The organism is Synechococcus sp. UW105 (genome assembly GCF_900473935.1).
Classification (GTDB): domain Bacteria; phylum Cyanobacteriota; class Cyanobacteriia; order PCC-6307; family Cyanobiaceae; genus Synechococcus_C.
In genome coordinates this window covers 339,980-357,382 of record NZ_UCNN01000030.1, presented here as the reverse complement: position 1 = coordinate 357,382, position 17,403 = coordinate 339,980, and the positions used below count along the sequence as shown (strand labels likewise).

Annotated in this window: 15 protein-coding genes; 6 read left to right on the top strand and 9 right to left on the bottom strand. The window is 56.0% G+C overall.

The window, feature by feature from the left end; translation table 11 throughout:
* Positions 1 to 45 precede the first annotated feature (45 nt).
* Positions 46 to 1,323 (top strand): glycosyl transferase, encoded by a 1,278-nt coding sequence (locus DXY16_RS14135; RefSeq protein ID WP_244281705.1) that lies wholly within the window; start codon positions 46 to 48, stop codon positions 1,321 to 1,323.
* On the opposite strand, the gene DXY16_RS14130 is transcribed toward DXY16_RS14135, so the two are convergent.
* The 3 genes from DXY16_RS14130 to DXY16_RS14120 form a co-directional block, all read right to left on the bottom strand.
* On the bottom strand, positions 1,308 to 1,502 hold the full coding sequence (locus tag DXY16_RS14130; RefSeq protein WP_115121809.1) for a hypothetical protein: 195 nt from the start codon (positions 1,500 to 1,502) through the stop codon (positions 1,308 to 1,310). The genes DXY16_RS14135 and DXY16_RS14130 overlap by 16 nt on opposite strands.
* 118 nt (positions 1,503 to 1,620) lie before the next feature.
* Positions 1,621 to 2,961 (bottom strand): bifunctional UDP-N-acetylglucosamine diphosphorylase/glucosamine-1-phosphate N-acetyltransferase GlmU, encoded by a 1,341-nt coding sequence (gene glmU / locus DXY16_RS14125; RefSeq protein ID WP_115121808.1) that lies wholly within the window; start codon positions 2,959 to 2,961, stop codon positions 1,621 to 1,623.
* A 64-nt stretch (positions 2,962 to 3,025) separates the two neighbouring features.
* Complete coding sequence (locus DXY16_RS14120; RefSeq protein WP_115121742.1) at positions 3,026 to 3,211, bottom strand: hypothetical protein; 186 nt, start codon at positions 3,209 to 3,211, stop codon at positions 3,026 to 3,028.
* Between the two features lie 804 nt (positions 3,212 to 4,015).
* Between DXY16_RS14120 and DXY16_RS14110 the strand changes: the two genes are divergently transcribed.
* Complete coding sequence (locus tag DXY16_RS14110; RefSeq protein WP_115018000.1) at positions 4,016 to 4,384, top strand: AbrB family transcriptional regulator; 369 nt, start codon at positions 4,016 to 4,018, stop codon at positions 4,382 to 4,384.
* A gap of 516 nt (positions 4,385 to 4,900) precedes the next feature.
* Here the strand turns inward: DXY16_RS14110 and DXY16_RS14105 are convergent.
* The 4 genes from DXY16_RS14105 to DXY16_RS14085 form a co-directional block, all read right to left on the bottom strand.
* Positions 4,901 to 5,986 carry a DUF819 family protein gene (locus DXY16_RS14105; RefSeq protein WP_115121740.1) on the bottom strand — a complete coding sequence of 362 codons (1,086 nt, stop codon included), beginning with the start codon at positions 5,984 to 5,986 and terminating at the stop codon, positions 4,901 to 4,903.
* Positions 5,987 to 6,236: 250 nt separating this feature from the next.
* Positions 6,237 to 7,220 carry an MnmC family methyltransferase gene (locus tag DXY16_RS14095; RefSeq protein WP_244281704.1) on the bottom strand — a complete coding sequence of 328 codons (984 nt, stop codon included), beginning with the start codon at positions 7,218 to 7,220 and terminating at the stop codon, positions 6,237 to 6,239.
* The gene (aroA, locus tag DXY16_RS14090) at positions 7,201 to 8,520 is read right to left on the bottom strand and encodes a 3-phosphoshikimate 1-carboxyvinyltransferase (protein ID WP_371410927.1); all 1,320 of its coding nucleotides are present in this window, start codon (positions 8,518 to 8,520) and stop codon (positions 7,201 to 7,203) included. The genes DXY16_RS14095 and aroA overlap by 20 nt, the downstream gene beginning before the upstream one ends.
* Before the next feature lie 52 nt (positions 8,521 to 8,572).
* Complete coding sequence (locus DXY16_RS14085) at positions 8,573 to 11,479, bottom strand: hypothetical protein (RefSeq protein WP_115121736.1); 2,907 nt, start codon at positions 11,477 to 11,479, stop codon at positions 8,573 to 8,575.
* 698 nt (positions 11,480 to 12,177) lie between these two features.
* On the opposite strand from DXY16_RS14085, the gene DXY16_RS15055 reads away from it, so the two are divergent.
* The 3 genes from DXY16_RS15055 (at position 12,178) to DXY16_RS14070 (ending at position 13,967) form a co-directional block, all read left to right on the top strand.
* Positions 12,178 to 12,378, top strand: coding sequence for a hypothetical protein (locus DXY16_RS15055; protein ID WP_115121735.1), 201 nt, complete (start codon positions 12,178 to 12,180; stop codon positions 12,376 to 12,378).
* A 416-nt stretch (positions 12,379 to 12,794) separates the two neighbouring features.
* Positions 12,795 to 13,085: a helix-turn-helix domain-containing protein gene (locus DXY16_RS14075; RefSeq protein ID WP_115121807.1), complete on the top strand. Its 291-nt coding sequence runs from the start codon at positions 12,795 to 12,797 to the stop codon at positions 13,083 to 13,085.
* Positions 13,086 to 13,388: 303 nt separating this feature from the next.
* Entirely contained in the window at positions 13,389 to 13,967 is a 579-nt protein-coding gene (locus DXY16_RS14070; RefSeq protein ID WP_244281703.1) for a ferritin, read from the top strand.
* Between the two features lie 253 nt (positions 13,968 to 14,220).
* Here the strand turns inward: DXY16_RS14070 and DXY16_RS14065 are convergent, their stop codons facing one another.
* Complete coding sequence (locus tag DXY16_RS14065; RefSeq protein ID WP_115121734.1) at positions 14,221 to 14,814, bottom strand: Crp/Fnr family transcriptional regulator; 594 nt, start codon at positions 14,812 to 14,814, stop codon at positions 14,221 to 14,223.
* Positions 14,815 to 15,298: 484 nt separating this feature from the next.
* Between DXY16_RS14065 and DXY16_RS14060 the strand changes: the two genes are divergently transcribed.
* On the top strand, positions 15,299 to 17,026 hold the full coding sequence (locus DXY16_RS14060) for an iron uptake porin (RefSeq protein ID WP_115121805.1): 1,728 nt from the start codon (positions 15,299 to 15,301) through the stop codon (positions 17,024 to 17,026).
* A gap of 116 nt (positions 17,027 to 17,142) precedes the next feature.
* Here DXY16_RS14060 and DXY16_RS14055 read toward each other — a convergent pair whose 3' ends face one another.
* Positions 17,143 to 17,379, bottom strand: a complete 237-nt coding sequence (locus tag DXY16_RS14055) for a hypothetical protein (protein ID WP_115121733.1) — start codon at positions 17,377 to 17,379, stop codon at positions 17,143 to 17,145.
* Positions 17,380 to 17,403 lie beyond the last annotated feature (24 nt).

Genomic DNA, 17,403 nt, shown 5'->3' with positions numbered 1-17,403 from the left:
GGGTGCGCGGTGTCGATCCAGTCATGTTGTCGCACTGATCACGGAATGGATTTTCAACAGGGCCTGATCACCACCGTTCACGACTACAACCTTGCTCTGGAGGACCCCGTCCTGCTGCGACAGGGCCTGCTCCAGCGTCCAACGACCATCCTGATTCCCTGTCTGATGGAGGAATTCAGGCGTCCAGCCCTGGCCTTGATCCGATCGGTGCTGCGCGAGCTGGAGGGCTTGCATCAACTCGTGATTGCTTTATCGGCGAGTACGGCGGAGGAGGTGAAAGAAGCGGAATCGTTTTTCTCACAGATGCCCTTTCCTGTGCATGTGCACTGGACCAATGCCCCGGCGGTCATGGAGTTGCTGCAGGGCTTCACCAACCAAGGCCTCGATTTGCTCGGCACTCCCGGTAAGGGCTGGGCGGTGTGGCAGGGTCTCGGTGTGGCCACGCGCAGCGCCGAGGTGGTGGCCCTCTTTGACGCCGACATTCGCACCTTCACCCCGGCCTATCCGCGGCGGATGCTGCTGCCGCTTTTGTTCCCCTCCAGTGGGGTGGCTTACGTCAAAGCCTTTTACAGCCGACTTTCGCTCGAGAGCCATGCTCTCCAGGGGCGTGGCACGCGCCTGTTTGTTGGCCCTCTTTTATCCGCACTGTCGCAGTTGCTTGGAGACAGCCCTTTTCTTCGCTATCTGCAGGCGTTTCGTTATCCGCTCGCTGGCGAATTCGCCTTTACGCGCGATCTTGCTGTCAATCTGCGCATTCCCTGTGATTGGGGATTGGAAATTGGTCTGCTCTCGGAAGTGCACCGCCATGTGGCTCTGAGTCGCATTGCCCAGGTGGATCTGGGCCTGTTTGATCACAAACATAAGAGCCTTGGCAGTTCACCACACGAGGGATTGCAGCGTATGTGCTCGGAAATTCTCACCAGTGTTCTCCGTGGTCTGATGGAGCATCAAGGCCGCACAATTCCTGCTGAGCAGGTGGCCACCCTTGAGGTGTTGTTCCGTCGTGTTGGAGAAGACAGAATTCGTCAGTTTGCCCTCGATTCTGCGGTCAATAACCTCCCATACAACCGCCATTATGAAGAGCTTGCTGTTCAGGATTTTGCCAAATTGATTCGTCCTGGGGTCGAGCGATTTCAGAAGGATCCACTCACCATTCAATTGCCCAGTTGGTCGCGATTGCTCAGTTGCGCATCCAGCCTGCAAGACGATCTGGCAGCGGCTGGTCTTGACCGCTGCGGCACTGGTGGTGGATCGTCAAGTCTCGACCTTTCCGCTCTTGGTTCAGGTGCGTCAGCAGACACACTGCTTCAGGCGGCCCGTTGATGAAGCGGGTAGCTCTCGCAGCGAATCAGGTCGATGGCGTGGGGATGGTCGTGGATATGACGCACTGATTCCATCGCCAAGACTCTGGCTTCATAGGCGTCACTGGCGTAATAGCAGCGCTCGAGTGGGGTGCTGTCGGCGTCGCGATAGCGCACCGTGTAACGCTTGTGTGGAGTCATGGCCTTGGCTGCGACGCCCTTACGCTCACACATGCCTGGATCATTGCCATCCAAGCGTGTGTGAAAACAATCTGATAATTGATGGTGTTGATCTTGGCTGCTTTCTGGAAGCGATGATTTAGCTCCAGTTCTCCTTGATCAATTGCTTGGCTCGGCCTAACGCCAAAGAATTGTCTGGAACGTTTTTGGTAATGGTGGAGCCGGCACCGATCGTCACGTTGGACCCGATGGTGACCGGGGCAACGAGTACAGAATTAGCTCCGGTTTTACTGCCATCGCCAACGACGGTCTGATGTTTATTCACGCCGTCATAGTTGGCTGTGATGGTGCCTGCTCCCACATTCACACCGCTGCCGAGTTGGGCATCACCGATATAGCTGAGATGGTTCACTTTGCTGCCTGAATTCAAGCGGCTCTTCTTCACTTCAACGAAATTGCCGATGCGGCAGTTGTCGCCGATGTCCGAACCGGGACGGAGATGGGCATAGGGGCCGACGGCCACGTCATCTCCCACCTGCGTGTCGCGCACCACCGACATCAGCACGCTGACTTGGTTCCCGAGGGTGGTGTTCTCCAGTAGGGATCCCGGCCCGATCCTGCAGCCCGCTCCGATCGTGCAGCGTCCGCGCAGGTGGGTCTGCGGTTCGATCACCACGTCGGTTCCGAAGCTGCAGTGCTCACTCAGGGTGCAGCTGCTCGGATCGGTGAAGGTCACTCCCTCGCTCATCCAATACTCCCGAAGCCGTTCCTGCAGCACGGCTTCGCACTGGGCCAACTGCTTGCGGTTGTTGATGCCGTTCACCTCATCGGGATCCGCCACTTCCACGTGCATGGCGGTGTCGAGCATGGCCACCGTGTCGGTGAGGTAGAGCTCTCCTTGATCGTTGTCGGTGCTCAGTTTGGGCAGCATCGCCGCCAGGGTTTTCCAGTTGAAGCAGTAGATCCCTGCATTGGTGAGGTTGTTGGCTTGCTGCTCTTCGCTGCAGTCGCGATGTTCGATGATTCCACTGACACGCCCAGAGGCATCCGCAAACACGCGTCCGTAGCCAGTGGGGTCGTCCAGGCGGGCGGTGAGCAGGGTCACATCGGCGCCACTTGTGCGATGGGTGTTGACCAACTGATCGATCGTTTCGGCGCGCAGAAGGGGTACGTCTCCATTGAGGACGAGCAGCTCGCCGTTGAAGTCCTTAAGAGCCGGCAACAGCTGTTGCACGGCATGGCCGGTTCCATTCTGTGGTTGCTGCAACACGAATTCCAACCCGTCCAGTTGGCTCAGTTGCTCTTCTACGCGCTCGGCCTGATGGCCAACGATGAGCAGTTTCCGGTCTGGGCTGAGGTTGCGAGCACTGGCCAGGACCCGCTCCACCAACGTCGCACCCGCGAGTGGTTGGAGCACTTTCGGCAGGGCGCTCTTCATGCGGGTGCCTTTTCCGGCGGCCAGAACGGCGACGGCGAGCATGCTGGGCAGGGGAATCGGTGGCCGGAATCTACCGGGATTGCCGCTCAAGAAACGATTCGGTGGTTCAGCGGCTGATCAGGCTGCAGCTCGGGTGGCGAATGACGTCATGGGCCCATGTTCGGGTGCAGTCCATTGGATTGAGCACAGTGCTCAGCCGTTGGTCGTCGCGCAGCGCTTCCAGCACCAGCAAACTTCCATAAAAAACGATCTGGAAGGTCCAGGAATCGAAGCCGGAGAGTGTGAAGGTCATGGCCAGGCTTGGGTGGTTGATGGTTTCACCGTCGCCTCGGCTTGCTCAAGCTTTGTTGTTCAAGGTCCTGCCCGGGTGTGATCCTGCACACAGCGCTGATTTGATCGTGTGCATGGCGTCGATCTGCCCTGATCACTTGCGCGCCTTTGCTGCGCCACTGGACGTTGAGTCGCTGAAGTCTTGGTGGCGGATGTCTAGTAGCTAAACGTCTTGCTTAGGCCCTCTTGGTTGTCAGTTCCTAGCCAGAGGTTGTCTGCTTGTTCTTGCCGACATGCCCTTACCGCTTGTTGTTTCGCCCACATCTCACAGGCTTCTTGGGCGTGTCTCCAGTTTGAATATTTTGTCTTGTCCATCTCTTCTGAACTGCAGCTTGTCAGCACGAGGAGGGCCACTGCCAGGGATGGATTGAGCCTGTTCAAGGTGCATTGCCCCCCTTGGTCACAAGTTAGTCAAGCTCTTGTTTGATCGGGCGCGTCTCTCGCGAGAGAGCTCAGTAGCCACAGATCGCAGCGGGGCGCTTAGGGGTGTCGACATGCAGCGAGCCTCACGTTGCGCTGATCCAGGCAGCTCAGGCAGCAGAAATAATAATTGTGCACGTCCTGCGCCTCGATCGCGGGTTGCCCTTCGCGTCGCTGAAGCCAGTCAAGGCTGGGAGGCTTTGCTCAAACCCTTTGTGGGCTAAAGCCACGGAGCTCTCTTCTGTGTTTGCATTGAGAATTATTCTCAATGTTGTGCTGTTGCTTTGATTTAGTTGACTTCTGCAGACAGCGGCTGCATTAATAGAAATGTTGGGGATTTAATTTCATGCTGACTGGTGCAGACCTTCTGGCGAAGGTGAAAGATCTGGGCGATGTCTCCAAGAGTGACTTGGCAACGGCTTGTGGTTACGTCTCTGAGAAAAAGGGGGGTGGTCAGCGAGTCAACTTCACTGCGTTCTACGAAGCGCTGCTCAACGCCAAAGGCATTGATCTTGGTGGTGGCACTGCTGGTGTGGGCAAAGGTGGCCGCAAGCTCTCTTACAAAGCAACCGTTCAAGGCAATGGCAACCTGCTGATCGGCAAGGCCTACACGGCCATGCTCGACCTGCAAGTTGGCGACGAGTTTGAAATCAAGCTGGGCCGTAAGCAGATTCGTCTCGTTCCTGTCGGCGGTGCTGACGAAGACGAAGAGTGATGCGTCGCGTTGCTTAAGCAGTGAGCGGGGGGCTGATCAAGCTCCCCGCTTTTTTATTGCCTTCTCCTATCAAGATGGGTCGTGGTTGCCTTGAGGTTGGGCGAAACACCAACCGGCTAGAGGGCACACTCACACCGGTTGCCAGCAAAGGTTCTGTTGAAATTGACGACTTCCAGGTTGAAGCCCCTTCCGAAGGCTTTGTCTTGGCAGGTTGGCTGATATTGAAACCACTGCTGTAGCCACTGCAGAGACTTGCTGAGGGTCTCGCTGCCCTGGCGAACCCAGAGATTCCCCTTGATTGCAAGCTTTCCTGGGGCATTCAGCGATGTCAATCAACTGATTTGAGGGTGTCGTAAGGCTGTGGTGTTGCTTGCAACGGCACCATTGCGAACCAGCCTTCGCCTGGGATGGGTCATGAACCCTTTCAAGTTCAAGGCGCACTGTCGACTGCTCACTCTTGACTTCTCACTGTTCTTCTGATCGATCAGCCGATCACAGGGGGGCTGATCGATTGCCTCAAACGCCTGTAGGTGACAACACAACGGCACTGGCGATCAATCCGAGGTAGGTGCCAAACAGATACCCAAGCAGCCCAATCGCCACCGCTGGTAAAGCCAGCTCCGATCGCTTCAGGGATGTGGCTAGAGCCAAAGCTGTGCTGGGTCCCCCAATCGCCGCTTGGGAGGCCACCAAGGTCTCCCCGAGGGGCCAACGCCGCCATCGGCGCAGCAGCAATAAAGCCACTGCTTGCAAGGTCACGATCCAGGCGGCATAGACCAAGACAGGCAGCCCCTCTCCAAGTAGCCCTGCCACGGGGGAACTCAATCCGACCACGGTGAAGAACGGTTGGATGAGTAGTAATCCCTGCTCGTAGCATCCGCGGCGGCTGCTCCCTCCTGGCAACTGCGCCGCGAGAAGCGCCAGGGTGGTGAGCACCAGAATTGAGGGCACTGCTGCGAGCACCACACTCACAGCTTGGGCCGCCAGCAAGACAGCCAGCCCCCACAGCAGGGCCAGGCCAACTGCGCCGGCAGGTTGTGGCTTGTCACTGTTGGGCTCAATAGAGCCGGCCGCTTCTGCGCGGCTCCAGCGTTGACCGATCCACAAGCTGATCGCAAACCAGATCGCAAACACGACGTGATCAGCCGCCGTTGTTACCAGCAGCAGCGAGTCTGGCGGTTGCAACGTCCTCGCCACGGAGACGAAATTAAGGCTGCCGCCGGTGAATGTGGCCGTGAACACCCCCGCCAGCACACTGCGCTGTTCTCCAAGTAGTGGCCCTAGCACCAGAGCCCCGAGCAACACCGCCAGCACGGTGAGCACAACGGAGACAAGAAAGGGTGTGAGGAGGCGACGCGCATCAGGCCATAGCCGCCGCAGATCAACTGCCAGCAACAATTGGGCAATGGCCAACGATGTGAGCGGACCATTGATCCAGCTGGCCGCCTTCTGATCCGGTTGCCAGCCCGTGACATTGGTCACCACGAGACCCAACAAGAGCACGACCATGGTCATGCCGAGTTGGCGCCCCCAGGCTGTGGCATGGCTCAGCCACCAGCCCAAGCTTGTCAACAGCAGGATCGCCACGAGCGCGACCACCATGAGCTTTCTTCTCGAGCTGTTCTCTATCTACGGCAGAGAGAATCCAGCTTGTTTCGCCACAACATCACCAAGATGACAACCCACACGCTGGAGGCTGGGTCGATGTGACGCAGGCCAAGGTTTTAATCGAAGGCCTTGATTGTTCTTTGCTGTGGGTGCATCAGCGAGCCACAGATGCATCACGAAAGCCGTGGTGTTGAGCCTGAATGTCTGCTCGACCATGGCTTGACCTCCAGGTTGTGAATTGGATCTAAGTCCCCGCTTGCGGTCGAGTGAAGGGCGCCCAGCGTCTCTGCCAGCTGCTGGTGCTTTCCCAAGGGCACGCCTGCTGTTCAGCCTGGCGTCGTTGATGGATCATCAGGGCGGTTTCTTGGCCGGTGGGATCGCGATAAGCAATCGCAGCACGAGTGCTTAGGTGTTCTTCCTCCATCAGGCTCAGCGGTTGCCAACCTGGCCCATGGTTGGCCAGAGGACTGGACGCTGCGTGACGTTCCGCCAAGGTGCCGGAGCTCCATTCCTGGCGTTGCCCTGGTGCCGGTAGAAGCGAGCGGAGCTCCAGTCCGGCTCGGCGCAGGCTGGCGCGCACAGCGGCGGCCCTGGAATAGGTGAGCAATCGCCCTCCCGGCGCCAGTTGTGCCGCTAGTGCTGCCAGAAACTCTTCGCTCCAGAGTTCCGGACAGCGACCTGGAGAGAACGCATCCATCAAAATCAGATCCACTGCCCACCCCTTTGGCAGTTGCTTCAGCTGCGTTCTTGCATCACCCCAGAGCATGCGGCCACCGCCACCGCCACCTCCACCTCCACCGCCACTGGCATCAGTCCAGTGCCCGTGATCCCGCAAAGCCTGTAAACGCTCGAGCACGTGGGCTGGCCAAAGCGTTGAGAACCCGTGGTGCTGCAAGGCCAGGGTCAGGGGCCTTGGATCCAGCTCGAGTCCCCACCACTGCAGATCGGGTGCGCCCTGTAGGGGGAGTTCTGCCATCAGGGCCGCGCTGTTGTATCCCAGGCCGACACACACATCCAGCACCCGCAGGGGTGTGCCCGATCGAAATCTCGTGATCTGTGCCGGGGCCACAAATTTTGCTTTCGCTTCGGCGAGCGCTCCAGCTGAGCTGTGGAAGGCTTCGTCAAAGCAGCTGCTGTGAAGGCTGAGGCTTCCATCCCCTGTGCAGAGGCTGGTCAGCTCTCCAAGCGGATGCTGCCTTTCACCGGGGTCAGCGACGTAACCGCTCAAGTTCATCCCAAAAGGTGGGGTAGCTGACGGCGGCGGCTTCACTGCGGGCCAAGCTGGAATCACCCTCGGCCATCATCGCGGCGATGGCCAGACTCATCGCCACGCGGTGGTCGGTCTCGCTGTCCAGCTCTGCTCCATGCAGGCTCTTGCCGCCCCGGATGGTCAGACCGTCGTCGTGCTCTTCGATATCGGCTCCCATCAGTTTGAGCTGACGTGCCATCACCGCCAGCCGGTCCGTTTCTTTCACTCGCAGTTCAGCGGCGCCGCTGATTCGACTCTCGCCATCGCAGAAACAGGCTGCAACGCTGAGGATCGGCACTTCATCCACCAGGCGGGGCATGATCTCTTCCCCAAAGCTGAACGGTTTGAGCGGACCATGACTCACCCGTAGGTCGCCCACCGGTTCGCCTGCAACATCGCGGCGGTTGAGCACATCGATGCAGGCTCCCATCTGTGCCAGCACTTCAAGGATGCCGGTTCGGGTGGGATTCAGTCCCACATTTTCAACCGTGAGGTCAGCGCCGGGTACGAGCGCTCCTGCCACCAGCCAGAACGCCGCCGAGCTGATATCTCCGGGGACGACCACCTGCTGACCGCTCAGGGATGCACCGGGTCTGACGCTGATGTGGCGACCCATTTCGCCACCCACCTCGAGGTTGGCACCGAAGGCCTTCAACATTCTTTCGCTGTGGTCACGGGAGTGGGCTGGCTCGATCACGGTGGTTGGCCCATCGGCTGTCAACGCTGCCAACAGCAAGGCTGACTTGACCTGGGCACTGGCCACGGGTGTGCCCACCACGGCGCCGCGAAGTTTGCGCCCCTGCACCGCCAGGGGCGCCAGGTTGCCACCATCGCGGCCTCGCACCTCTGCTCCCATCAGCGCCAGCGGTTGCCCAACCCGCTGCATCGGGCGTCTGCGCAGGGAATCATCACCGCTGAGCACGAAATGGCGTCCGTCACGTCCCGCCAGCAGCCCCAGCATCAGTCGCATCGTGGTTCCGGAGTTGCCACAGTCGAGCACCGAATCAGGCTCCTGCAGGCCATCAAGGCCCACGCCTTGCACGGTGATCACTTGTCCGTTTGCGATCGGGCTGATCTCTGCACCCATGGCACGCAGACAGGCTGCTGTGCTGATCGGATCCTCCGCCGGCAACAGACCATCGATGGTGGTCGTGCCCTCGGCGATGGCGCCGAACAGCAGGGCTCGGTGGGAGATCGATTTGTCACCAGGCACGCGTACCTGTCCGCTCAGACCGCCTCCCGCTTTCAGTTCCCGCGGAGCGCCACTCGTTCCGGACACGTTCAATTAGTCGCCTTTGAATGCCGTCGATCCTATGGGCCAGGTCTTCTGTTCAGCGCTCAAACCTGGTGCTCACAATGTTCATCGTCACGAGCACCACGCCCACCCCGGTGAACACGATGCCGCGCAGTGTCATGTCGGCTCGACGCATATCCCATCCCACCAAGCGCACCAGGCAAAGACCCAACATCACAAGCGCCGTCAGCCTTAAGGGCCGATCTCGGAACAGCAGACTGAGTCCGTACAGGATCAATGCTTCGACAGACCAGAGCAAGGTGAGCCAGTTCAGGCTCGTTTGCATCTGAGCCAGCATCACCACAATCGCGATGCTGAGTGGAGCGGCGATCAGTCTCTGGGGATGGTTGGCGGCGAGGCCGGCCAGTGCGTCGATCCAGCGGAAGCACCAGGGGGTGACCTCCAGGCTTGTGGCCTTCCCTTGGCTGGAGGTCCAACCTGTTGTTGAGACAGTGGCCGCGGCGAGCACCATCAGGCAGGGGCCGCCGACTGTCATCACTGAGAGTGCAGGTTGCAGGCCCGCCAGGGGGATCAGCGCGGAAAGGAATAGAACAACCCCGTGCGCTTTCTGGCGGGGCCAGTGTTGTGAAGGGGGGCAGCGCCAGGCGGCGAGGGTCAGCAATGCCAGCACACACACCTGGGCAGCAGCGTCCAGGCGGATGCTGACCAGCACAACGGTGCCCAGTACGGCCAAATCGCCAGCGCTCTGCCGGAGACTTCTCCACAGTCGCCATGCATCCAGGCCGATGCGGTGTCCGCTTTGGCGGATGAGGATGAGTGCACCAATAAAGCTGCTGTCAATCGCGACCGGTAGCCATGGATTGAACGGCTGCCCTGCCAAGCGGGACAAGACGAAGCAGATCAGAGCGGCCCAGCTCAGACCCAGAAACACTCCGACTTCACCGCGAAAGCCGCGGCTGGCCATAGTCTTTGCTGCGCCGAGACAGCTCACAGCCAGCAGCAGCCACCACAGCGAGGCAAGACCGGTGGCAGGCCATCCCAGTGCTTCGCGCATCACCACCACTGTGAGCACCAGGCTGAGGCTGCTGAGCACCAGTCCGATGCTGCGCGTGCCAATCAGCCTGCCTTGCAGGCGCTGGCCTCCTATGGCCATCCCACCGCTCAAAATCAGTAGAGGCAGTGCGGTCGTTCCCAGAGCATTCGTCGTCCAGGGTTCGGAGAGGAGCACATTGGCTGAGTAGATCCAGCTCAGTACGGCCACGCTCACCACGCTCACGCGCAGGGCGCGAAGCGGTTGTGCCTGTCCGGAAAGGCGGAGTGACGCCAGCAGAAATGCTGTCAGCACCCAGATGCCAACCTGGGTTGGGAGCAGAAGGGTGATGCTCACTGCTGGAATGACGACGGCCACAACCGCCAGAATTCGCTTCAACCAGAGCGACGTGTTGCCTTGACTGAGCCGGTGCACCAGCCTTTGTTGCCAGAGACCAAGTAGCAGGATCAGAGGAAGATCTGCAACGGTCGCACGATCAGCTTCCAGAGGCAGTAGCAACGCCAGTGCGCTGCTGAGCAGCAGCAGGCCATAGCCTCCGTTTCGGATCAAGATCCGATCCCCTCGTCGACAGGCATCCCAGACAAAGCCAGTGCAGACGATGGTGATCAGGCAGATCAGGAACAGATCGGTGTTGAGCGGAGCCAAGATCTGACCAAGACCTGAGATCGCCAGCACCAGTGCAGCGCACCAGTTCAGGCGCATGAGATCCACCTCCTCCCTCCTGCCGCAGAGCACGACCAAGGCCACGGCGCCGAAGGCACTGAGCACCATCCCTACTCCGGGCAAAAGACCAGGAATCGGTGCTTGGCCGAGGAGGAGCGCCAGTCCCAGCCAGGTGATCAGCACACTTGCAGCTCGCCAAGCTGGATGACGCTTGAGGTGGTCGGGGGGGGCAAGATGCAACACCGGCAGTTCGACACCCGCCAGCAACAGGGCGATGCCACCAGCCAGGGAGGGAGTGACCTGGCGCTGTAGCCATAGTTCCCCGGCGATGAAGCTCACGGAGATCAATACACGGCTTGGACCATGACGCCCTGCACGACTCCAGATGCCGAATGCACTAATCACAGCCACGAGACCCATGGTTGTGATGGAGGGTGCGGCCACGATGCTCGGCACCATGGCGATGACCACATGCGCCGCGGCCATCCAGGGCGAGGCTGTGATTGCCGCAAGCAGCAGATTGGCGCCGATCGCCGCACCCATCAGGCTGATCGCCACCAGGATTGATTCGTTCCAGGCCAGTCCCAGTGCTGGCCAGCTGCTTGATGCTGCAGCTGCAAACAGCTGCAGACCACCGGCACCGCTCCGCAGCCACACGGCGAGGGGATGGAATCGTTGACCGCGTTGGATGACAAACGAGGGTGCGGCCATCACCACGCAGACCAGTTCCAGCAATAGAAACCGTTGAAACGGTTGCAGCACCAACAGGCTGCTGATGCCCACGAAGGAGACACCGGAAACGATGGCCAGAACGCCGATCAGCCCTGTCCAATTCTTGAGCAGATTTCTCTCAATGCTTTGCCAGCGCTTGCGGCTCTCGACGCCTCGATCAGAGGTTGTGTTGCTTGGTAATGGTTGGCTAGCCGATGGCCTTGGCTTGGCTGCTGGTCGCGAGGCCTGCGTTGTCAGTGCAGCGGCTGGCTGGCTGACCTGGCTCGGGGCATGGGCGCGAGTCGTTGGCGGCGGTTGGATGGATGCCGAGAGGATGGTCGTCGCCTCCACCCCTTCTTTCGATGCCAGAGGTGAGGCTGGGGGCTTTTCAGCCTGCTTCAACGGCGTCTCTAAGGCCTCAAGACGCCTCTGGAGAGTGGTCAGACGCCTGGATTGATTCCAAATCAGGCCGCTGAGGATGAGGAGCAGAATGCTGAAAAACACCTCCTTTGCACCGAGAAGGCCGACCAGAGCAATAACAAGACCGATCACTTCCATGGCCTCTCCCTGGTGCAATGCAGATGGCAATGATCATTTTCTAGCCGTTTCTTCTTGTTGTCGCGTCCTTAATAAGTTTTGCACGTGTTTGCTGAACCTTCTTGATTGCTGCTGTGGCGGAGATCGCGACTTCTTGCCGCCATTCTTGTGAAATGACCAGCCATTTCTTGATCATCCTTCTTTTGCTGTGATTGGAAATAACGCGTATCAAATAAATATATTGTCGTCGTAAGTCCCTTCAATTGACTTGAGAAATGCTTGCCCATCAAGGCGCAGCACTTGGTTGATTTATCTTCTCTAATCATTGATTAGAGAAGATAAAAGAGATGGCTTCTTCGAAGCATCGCTGCTGTATCTTGATCGATCAAGAGGTGGGTATTTTGTAGATGATGGATGGTGATTGGGCTTTCCACCTCCTGGATCAAAATCAACTTGATCGAAATGAATTGGTTTCAACAGTTCGATCATCCTGTTTCGCTGTGCTGGGCAAGATTGAGATGCTGCAAAGTGTAGAGATTGGGCAGTTAACTTAGAAGATCGCTTGACAGGAAGGCCAGATCTTTTGCCATCCAATCGCTTGGTTTTGGCGATGTAAGAAATGACCCTCTTACTTGTGCTTGTTATGCCAAGAGTGGGTAGCAGTGATTGACCGCTCACCGACAAACAATGCAAGAATCGGATTCGATTAAAGGCCTTGCATGGACTTTACGGATTGCCCAAAAATAAAACGCATACAGCAGATCACACGACTCACCGACTGGTGTATTCACCGTGTCAGCAATCTCAGCCTAGACGAGAATAATCAAGGTGCACAAGCGCTTACGGATGAATTCTATGAGTTATTGACCGAGCAGCATCAAGCCTCTCAGGTGCTTTGGATGAAAATCGAAAAACTCTAACCTTGTATCATTGATCACGCCTGCCATGATCAAATGATTCTTCGTAGTTGATTTGAGTCTGCTGAAATATATATAGCAAGCTAGGCCTTTTGATACGTTCGCTCACTGTTAAACGAGCTCAAACACTCAGGCTCGAGGAAATTGAGCCCGGTGTTGCCAATAAAGACTATTTGCTCTTGATCAACAAAGGGATTGTTCGCTTAGCTCTTCACAATAAATTTACGGACGAGTCGAGCACTGTTGGTTTTTACGCAGAAAATAAATTAAGGATATCAGCCCTTTTTTATGAGGAGTTCGACGTAAGGATTGAGGCCCTAACGTATTCCGAGCTGGCTTTGTGTCTCTCGGATCAGGAGCGTGAACTTGATCCGAATTGCAATTGTCACCTAAATACATTCGGAAACTGGCCTTTGATTATGAATATGATTGTGACCTCGAAATCGACTTCTTTGAGGATTGAGCGTTTGATTTGTACTCTTACATCACGCTTTGGCTTTAGGAGAAAAGAGGAGTATTTCTTACCATTTTTGTTAAGTCACGAAAAAATCTCTAATTTATTGGGCTGCACCCGTTCAACCGTTACTCGCTACATGCTCGCGCTCAGAGAACATGGAATTTTAGATCTATCTGCGAATGGCGAAGGACTGATTGTGTCTGAAGAGCTGATGAATCGGCATAACCGATTCTGTGGTCAATTGATCGATTAATCAGTTACTCACGACCACATTTGCATTTGCTTCCCTTCCATTTGGAACATTTGGATCGTTTGCATCCCTTTTTTTTATGGCTTGACGGTTGAAGGTTGGTTCTTTTTGCGCCCTGGCTTGTCGTTGTTGGGTCTGTCTGCGCGATACCAAGCCCATCAGAAATCGGCACGAGTCGCTTCGCTTTGCTATTGACTCTCATTATAGATGGTCGATATCGCACAAGAGTGCGCTTTGTTACTTGACGCCTCACTTATCGGCCATCATTATTGATGTAGTATCAAATGATTCGCGCTGAAGTTGCTTATGACAGACATTGCCTTCCCATCCACCGCTGGTCAGCAATTGATCACGGGTCCAAATGGACGGTATGCTGCTGAGCCAATGAGTGAGAGCCTTGTTTCTGCTCTACAACAGCATCTGAATCTTGAGCTCCAAGCCTCAATGGCTTATTTTGCCATGTCGATTTGGTGTGCTGAACATGAGCTTTCGGGTTTCTACAAGTTTTTTGCTGCAGAGTCAGTCGATGAAAAGTTGCATGCCGTGCAATTTTCCGAATATTTGATTGCGCGTGGACAGTCTACTGCCCTTGATTCCCTCGACAGGCCAAGGCAGGCATGGGACTCTCTGGAGGAATTGGTTAATAATGCATTTAAAATTGAATCGGACACCACAAGTTCGATTCAACATGTGTATGAAATCGCAGAAAGGGAAAGCGATACACGTACAACTGTGTTCCTCGACCCCCTAGTTGAAAAGCAAACTCAGTCTGAAGACCAATACGCCTATATCTCTGGACGCGTTCGTTTTGCCAAGAATGATCCGACTGGCCTGTTGATTATCGACGGAGAGATTCGCGCTGGCCAAACCCAGAGAACAGCCTAAGACTGCTACGTTTTTGCTTCTCGTTTTCAAACAGTTTCTCTAGGCTGATTTTGCTGCTGTCCTCAACAAGACAGTTGCCAAGAATCTCTTGGTTGATTTTAAGCAACTCATTCGCCAGTCTGGATCTTAGTTTGTTGTTGTCGCATAAGCTATGCCTTGTGGCTAGCTTTTCCTGATACCAAATCAGGTGATTATAGTTGTTTTTGTGCATTGTCTGAATAGCAATATTTTGAGTGAGAGATATCGTTCACTTTTAGAATGAAATAGGGCTTGAGTCGATCAACTGGGGCGAGAGCTTGATCTCCTGTTTGCTCGCGCTGGTCACGATCATGTCGCCATTGCGTAATTTCGACATCAGGCGAGTCGATGTCACTCGTGTTGAGCCGATTAATTCACCGATTCGTTCATGGGTTAACCGGAAAGGGAGATTGCACCATTCGCCATAGCGTTTGCCAAGTCTGTTGACAAGCAAGCTCAGCAAGGCATGCAGACGATGTTCGGCTTGGCCGAGATGCCTGATCCGCAACAGTTGCAGGGTCCATTCATTCACAGAGTCGTAACCCGTGTTGGATGGAACGTTTGACTTGGTTTCAAAGCGCAGGTCTGTCAACGCTTCGACGCAGACACCTTCGCTGCAGAGGCAGTCTGTTCTGAGTTGGTCCCCAGTTTGCAGGAAGGCCAGGGTCATGCCCTCGGTTTCCTCGCATGGGCAATAAACCCTGGCGATCCCTTCCAGCACATTCAGCTTCATGCAGTCTGAATGGTCATCACTATTGATCAGGACCGTTTGGCCAGAGGGGATCCTGATCGATGAACTGGGGTCGTCAGGTAAGAAGCGGAAGCTCACGTCGAGAAACCGTTAAAGCTATTGAGAATCCATTGCAATATACATGAACCAGGCTGTTCTCGCGAGCGATTCTCAATATCAATGCCTTGTTGCGGCTGCCTCTGTGCTCAATGGGCGGCCTTGGTGGGCTTTATGCGACACCTTTTCGTGCCAAAACCCCTCTGCGACTAGGGACTTTGCTGCGAGACTGGAAGTCTGGGGTTTTGTGTGGGTTGTCTCACAAGCATCAGCCCAACCAGCACCTGCACTCCGAGGAGCACCAAGCAGGCTTTGATCAATCGGTGCATAGGAGCTTTGGCGCATCCAGCCCCATCGAAACGCTGCCCATCCCTGGCTTCGTATCAAATGCTCCTTTAGGGGCGGTCAATTGAGGCGAGGTGTTGTTAAGCCTTGGGACCCACGTTGTTGTTTTTGTTCTAACCAGGGCCCGGGCCAATGATTATCTTCTGCGCAGCGCTTAATGCGCTTTTGTGTGAGGACCTTCATGAAACTCTTCCAGCAATTGCTGGTTGCTCCTGCTGCCTTGGGCCTTTTGGCTCCTGTGGCTGCAAACGCCAGCGACCTGAACATCAACGGTGTGTCTGACTACGCCGCTTCTGGCGAGCAGGTCACCAGCATCACCCAGTTCTCGGATGTCTATCCGACCGACTGGGCCTACCAAGCTCTGTCCAACTTGGTCGAGCGCTACGGCTGCGTCGCCGGCTACCCGAACGGCACCTACCGCGGCAACCGTGCGATGACCCGCTTTGAAGCGGCCGCACTGCTGAACGCTTGCCTCGACCGGATCACTGAAGTGACCGACGAGCTGAAGCGCCTGATGAAAGAGTTCGAGCGTGAACTCGCCATCCTCAAGGGCCGCGTTGACGGTCTGGAAGCTCGCGTTGGCGAACTGGAAGCCACCCAGTTCTCTACCACCACCAAGCTCACCGGTAAGGTCGAAATGACCATGGGCGCCACCTCTTACGGTGGTGATGAGACCGACAATCTCTTTGCCTATCAAACGGATAAGGACGGCAAGACCCCCTACAAAGATGGTAAGCCTCTCTACACCAATGACTACCTAGGTGACACGGCGTTCACCTTCTCCTACCGCGCAACCCTGAACCTGAATACCAGCTTCACGGGTAAGGATTTGCTCTACACCCGCCTCAGAACGGGTAATTTCAATACGAACGCTTTCTCTGGTAGTGGCTACACCAAGAAGCAAACCCAGATTGAAGCTTCCAAGAGCAGCGCCAACTATCTGAAGATTGACAAGCTCTGGTATGAGTTCCCCATCGGTAGTGATTTCAGGGCCTACGTTGGTCCCCTGATCGAAAACTACTACATGCTTGCCGCTACACCTAGCGTCTACAGGCATGTGCTGAAGCAGTTCAAGCTGGGCGGCTATTACGGCGCCTATGGTGCAAGCACTTCACCCGGTGCTGGTATCAACTGGATCAGCAATCGTAACTCCAACTTCAGTGATCCCAAGCTGAAGATCAGTGCCAACTATGTCGCCAAAAACGGCATGAAGGCCAATGCTCGTGACGGTGGCGGCATCATGACCGACACCAGCAAAGGTAAGTTCCTCAGCCAGATTGCCTACGGCAACGCTCAGTGGCAAGTTTCTGCTGCCTATGCCTACTCACAAAGGGGCATGACCGTTGGTGGCGCCGGCACACCTCTTGGTGCGTCTTCGGGTGGTTTTGATGACGCTAATCAGTTCAACCTGAATGCGTTCTGGCAGCCTTCTGAAAGTGGTTGGATCCCCAGCATCAGTGCTGGTTGGAGCATCACTGCCTTCAACAATCCAGACTTTGTCTGCAAAGGCAAGTATGCCAAGGCGTCTCAGAATTGCGTCTACACCAAAGCCGCATTTGACGCCCTGACAAAGGCTAATAAGAAGGACACCCGTCGCACCCAATCCCAGGGTTGGCTCGTTGGTCTGAACTGGAAGGATGCCTTCATCCAAGGCAACCGTCTTGGCTTCGCTGTTGGCGAGCCTCAGTGGAAAACCGCTCAGAAAGACGGTACTCCTGATGACGGAAACATGGCTTTTGAACTCTATTACGACTTCAAAGTCACTGATAACGTTTCCATCACACCAGCTCTCTTCTACCTCAGCCGTCCCTTTGGTGAAAAGACCGGTACTAGCAACAAGTACGGTGGTCATGGTGCCGACACCTTCAGCACCTTTGGTGGCCTGGTGCAAACCACCTTCAAGTTCTGATCGTTCGATCTGAATTTCGATTGGAGGAGAGGCTATGCCTCTCCTTTTTTTTGTGCTGAAATTTGGCATTAAAAGAGGGGGGCTAACGCCCCCCTCTTCTGCTTGAAATCGTCGGCTTACCAGCAGTTTTCGCCTTCTCCGATTGGGATGCAGACTCCTTCATCTTCAGCCGCGGCTTCCGTCTTCTTGAGCTTTGCATCTTTCGTTGCTTCCGCATCGAGATCTTGATCAGTGGTCCACTCCTGGTAACCACCTTCGAGTTCGCCACTGGGTAAATCTGCGTTTGCAGGGGCGCCAGTTGCCATCAATGCAGAGGCTGCAATCAATAGACCGAGCGCAGTTTTGTTTGGCATCAGAACCAAAGTTTAAAATTCAAT

Bases quoted from the DNA above. Each gene is read 5' to 3' on its own strand.
- DXY16_RS14060 (WP_115121805.1), top strand. From the start codon at position 15,299: ATGAAACTCTTCCAGCAATTGCTGGTTGCTCCTGCTGCCTTGGGCCTT.
- glmU (WP_115121808.1), bottom strand. From the start codon at position 2,961: ATGCTCGCCGTCGCCGTTCTGGCCGCCGGAAAAGGCACCCGCATGAAG.
- DXY16_RS14070 (WP_244281703.1), top strand. From the start codon at position 13,389: ATGACAGACATTGCCTTCCCATCCACCGCTGGTCAGCAATTGATCACG.
- DXY16_RS14130 (WP_115121809.1), bottom strand. From the start codon at position 1,502: ATGACTCCACACAAGCGTTACACGGTGCGCTATCGCGACGCCGACAGC.
- DXY16_RS14105 (WP_115121740.1), bottom strand. From the start codon at position 5,986: ATGGTGGTCGCGCTCGTGGCGATCCTGCTGTTGACAAGCTTGGGCTGG.
- DXY16_RS14055 (WP_115121733.1), bottom strand. From the start codon at position 17,379: ATGCCAAACAAAACTGCGCTCGGTCTATTGATTGCAGCCTCTGCATTG.
- DXY16_RS14085 (WP_115121736.1), bottom strand. From the start codon at position 11,479: ATGGAAGTGATCGGTCTTGTTATTGCTCTGGTCGGCCTTCTCGGTGCA.
- DXY16_RS14110 (WP_115018000.1), top strand. From the start codon at position 4,016: ATGCTGACTGGTGCAGACCTTCTGGCGAAGGTGAAAGATCTGGGCGAT.
- DXY16_RS14135 (WP_244281705.1), top strand. From the start codon at position 46: ATGGATTTTCAACAGGGCCTGATCACCACCGTTCACGACTACAACCTT.
- DXY16_RS15055 (WP_115121735.1), top strand. From the start codon at position 12,178: ATGGACTTTACGGATTGCCCAAAAATAAAACGCATACAGCAGATCACA.
- DXY16_RS14120 (WP_115121742.1), bottom strand. From the start codon at position 3,211: ATGACCTTCACACTCTCCGGCTTCGATTCCTGGACCTTCCAGATCGTT.
- DXY16_RS14075 (WP_115121807.1), top strand. From the start codon at position 12,795: ATGAATATGATTGTGACCTCGAAATCGACTTCTTTGAGGATTGAGCGT.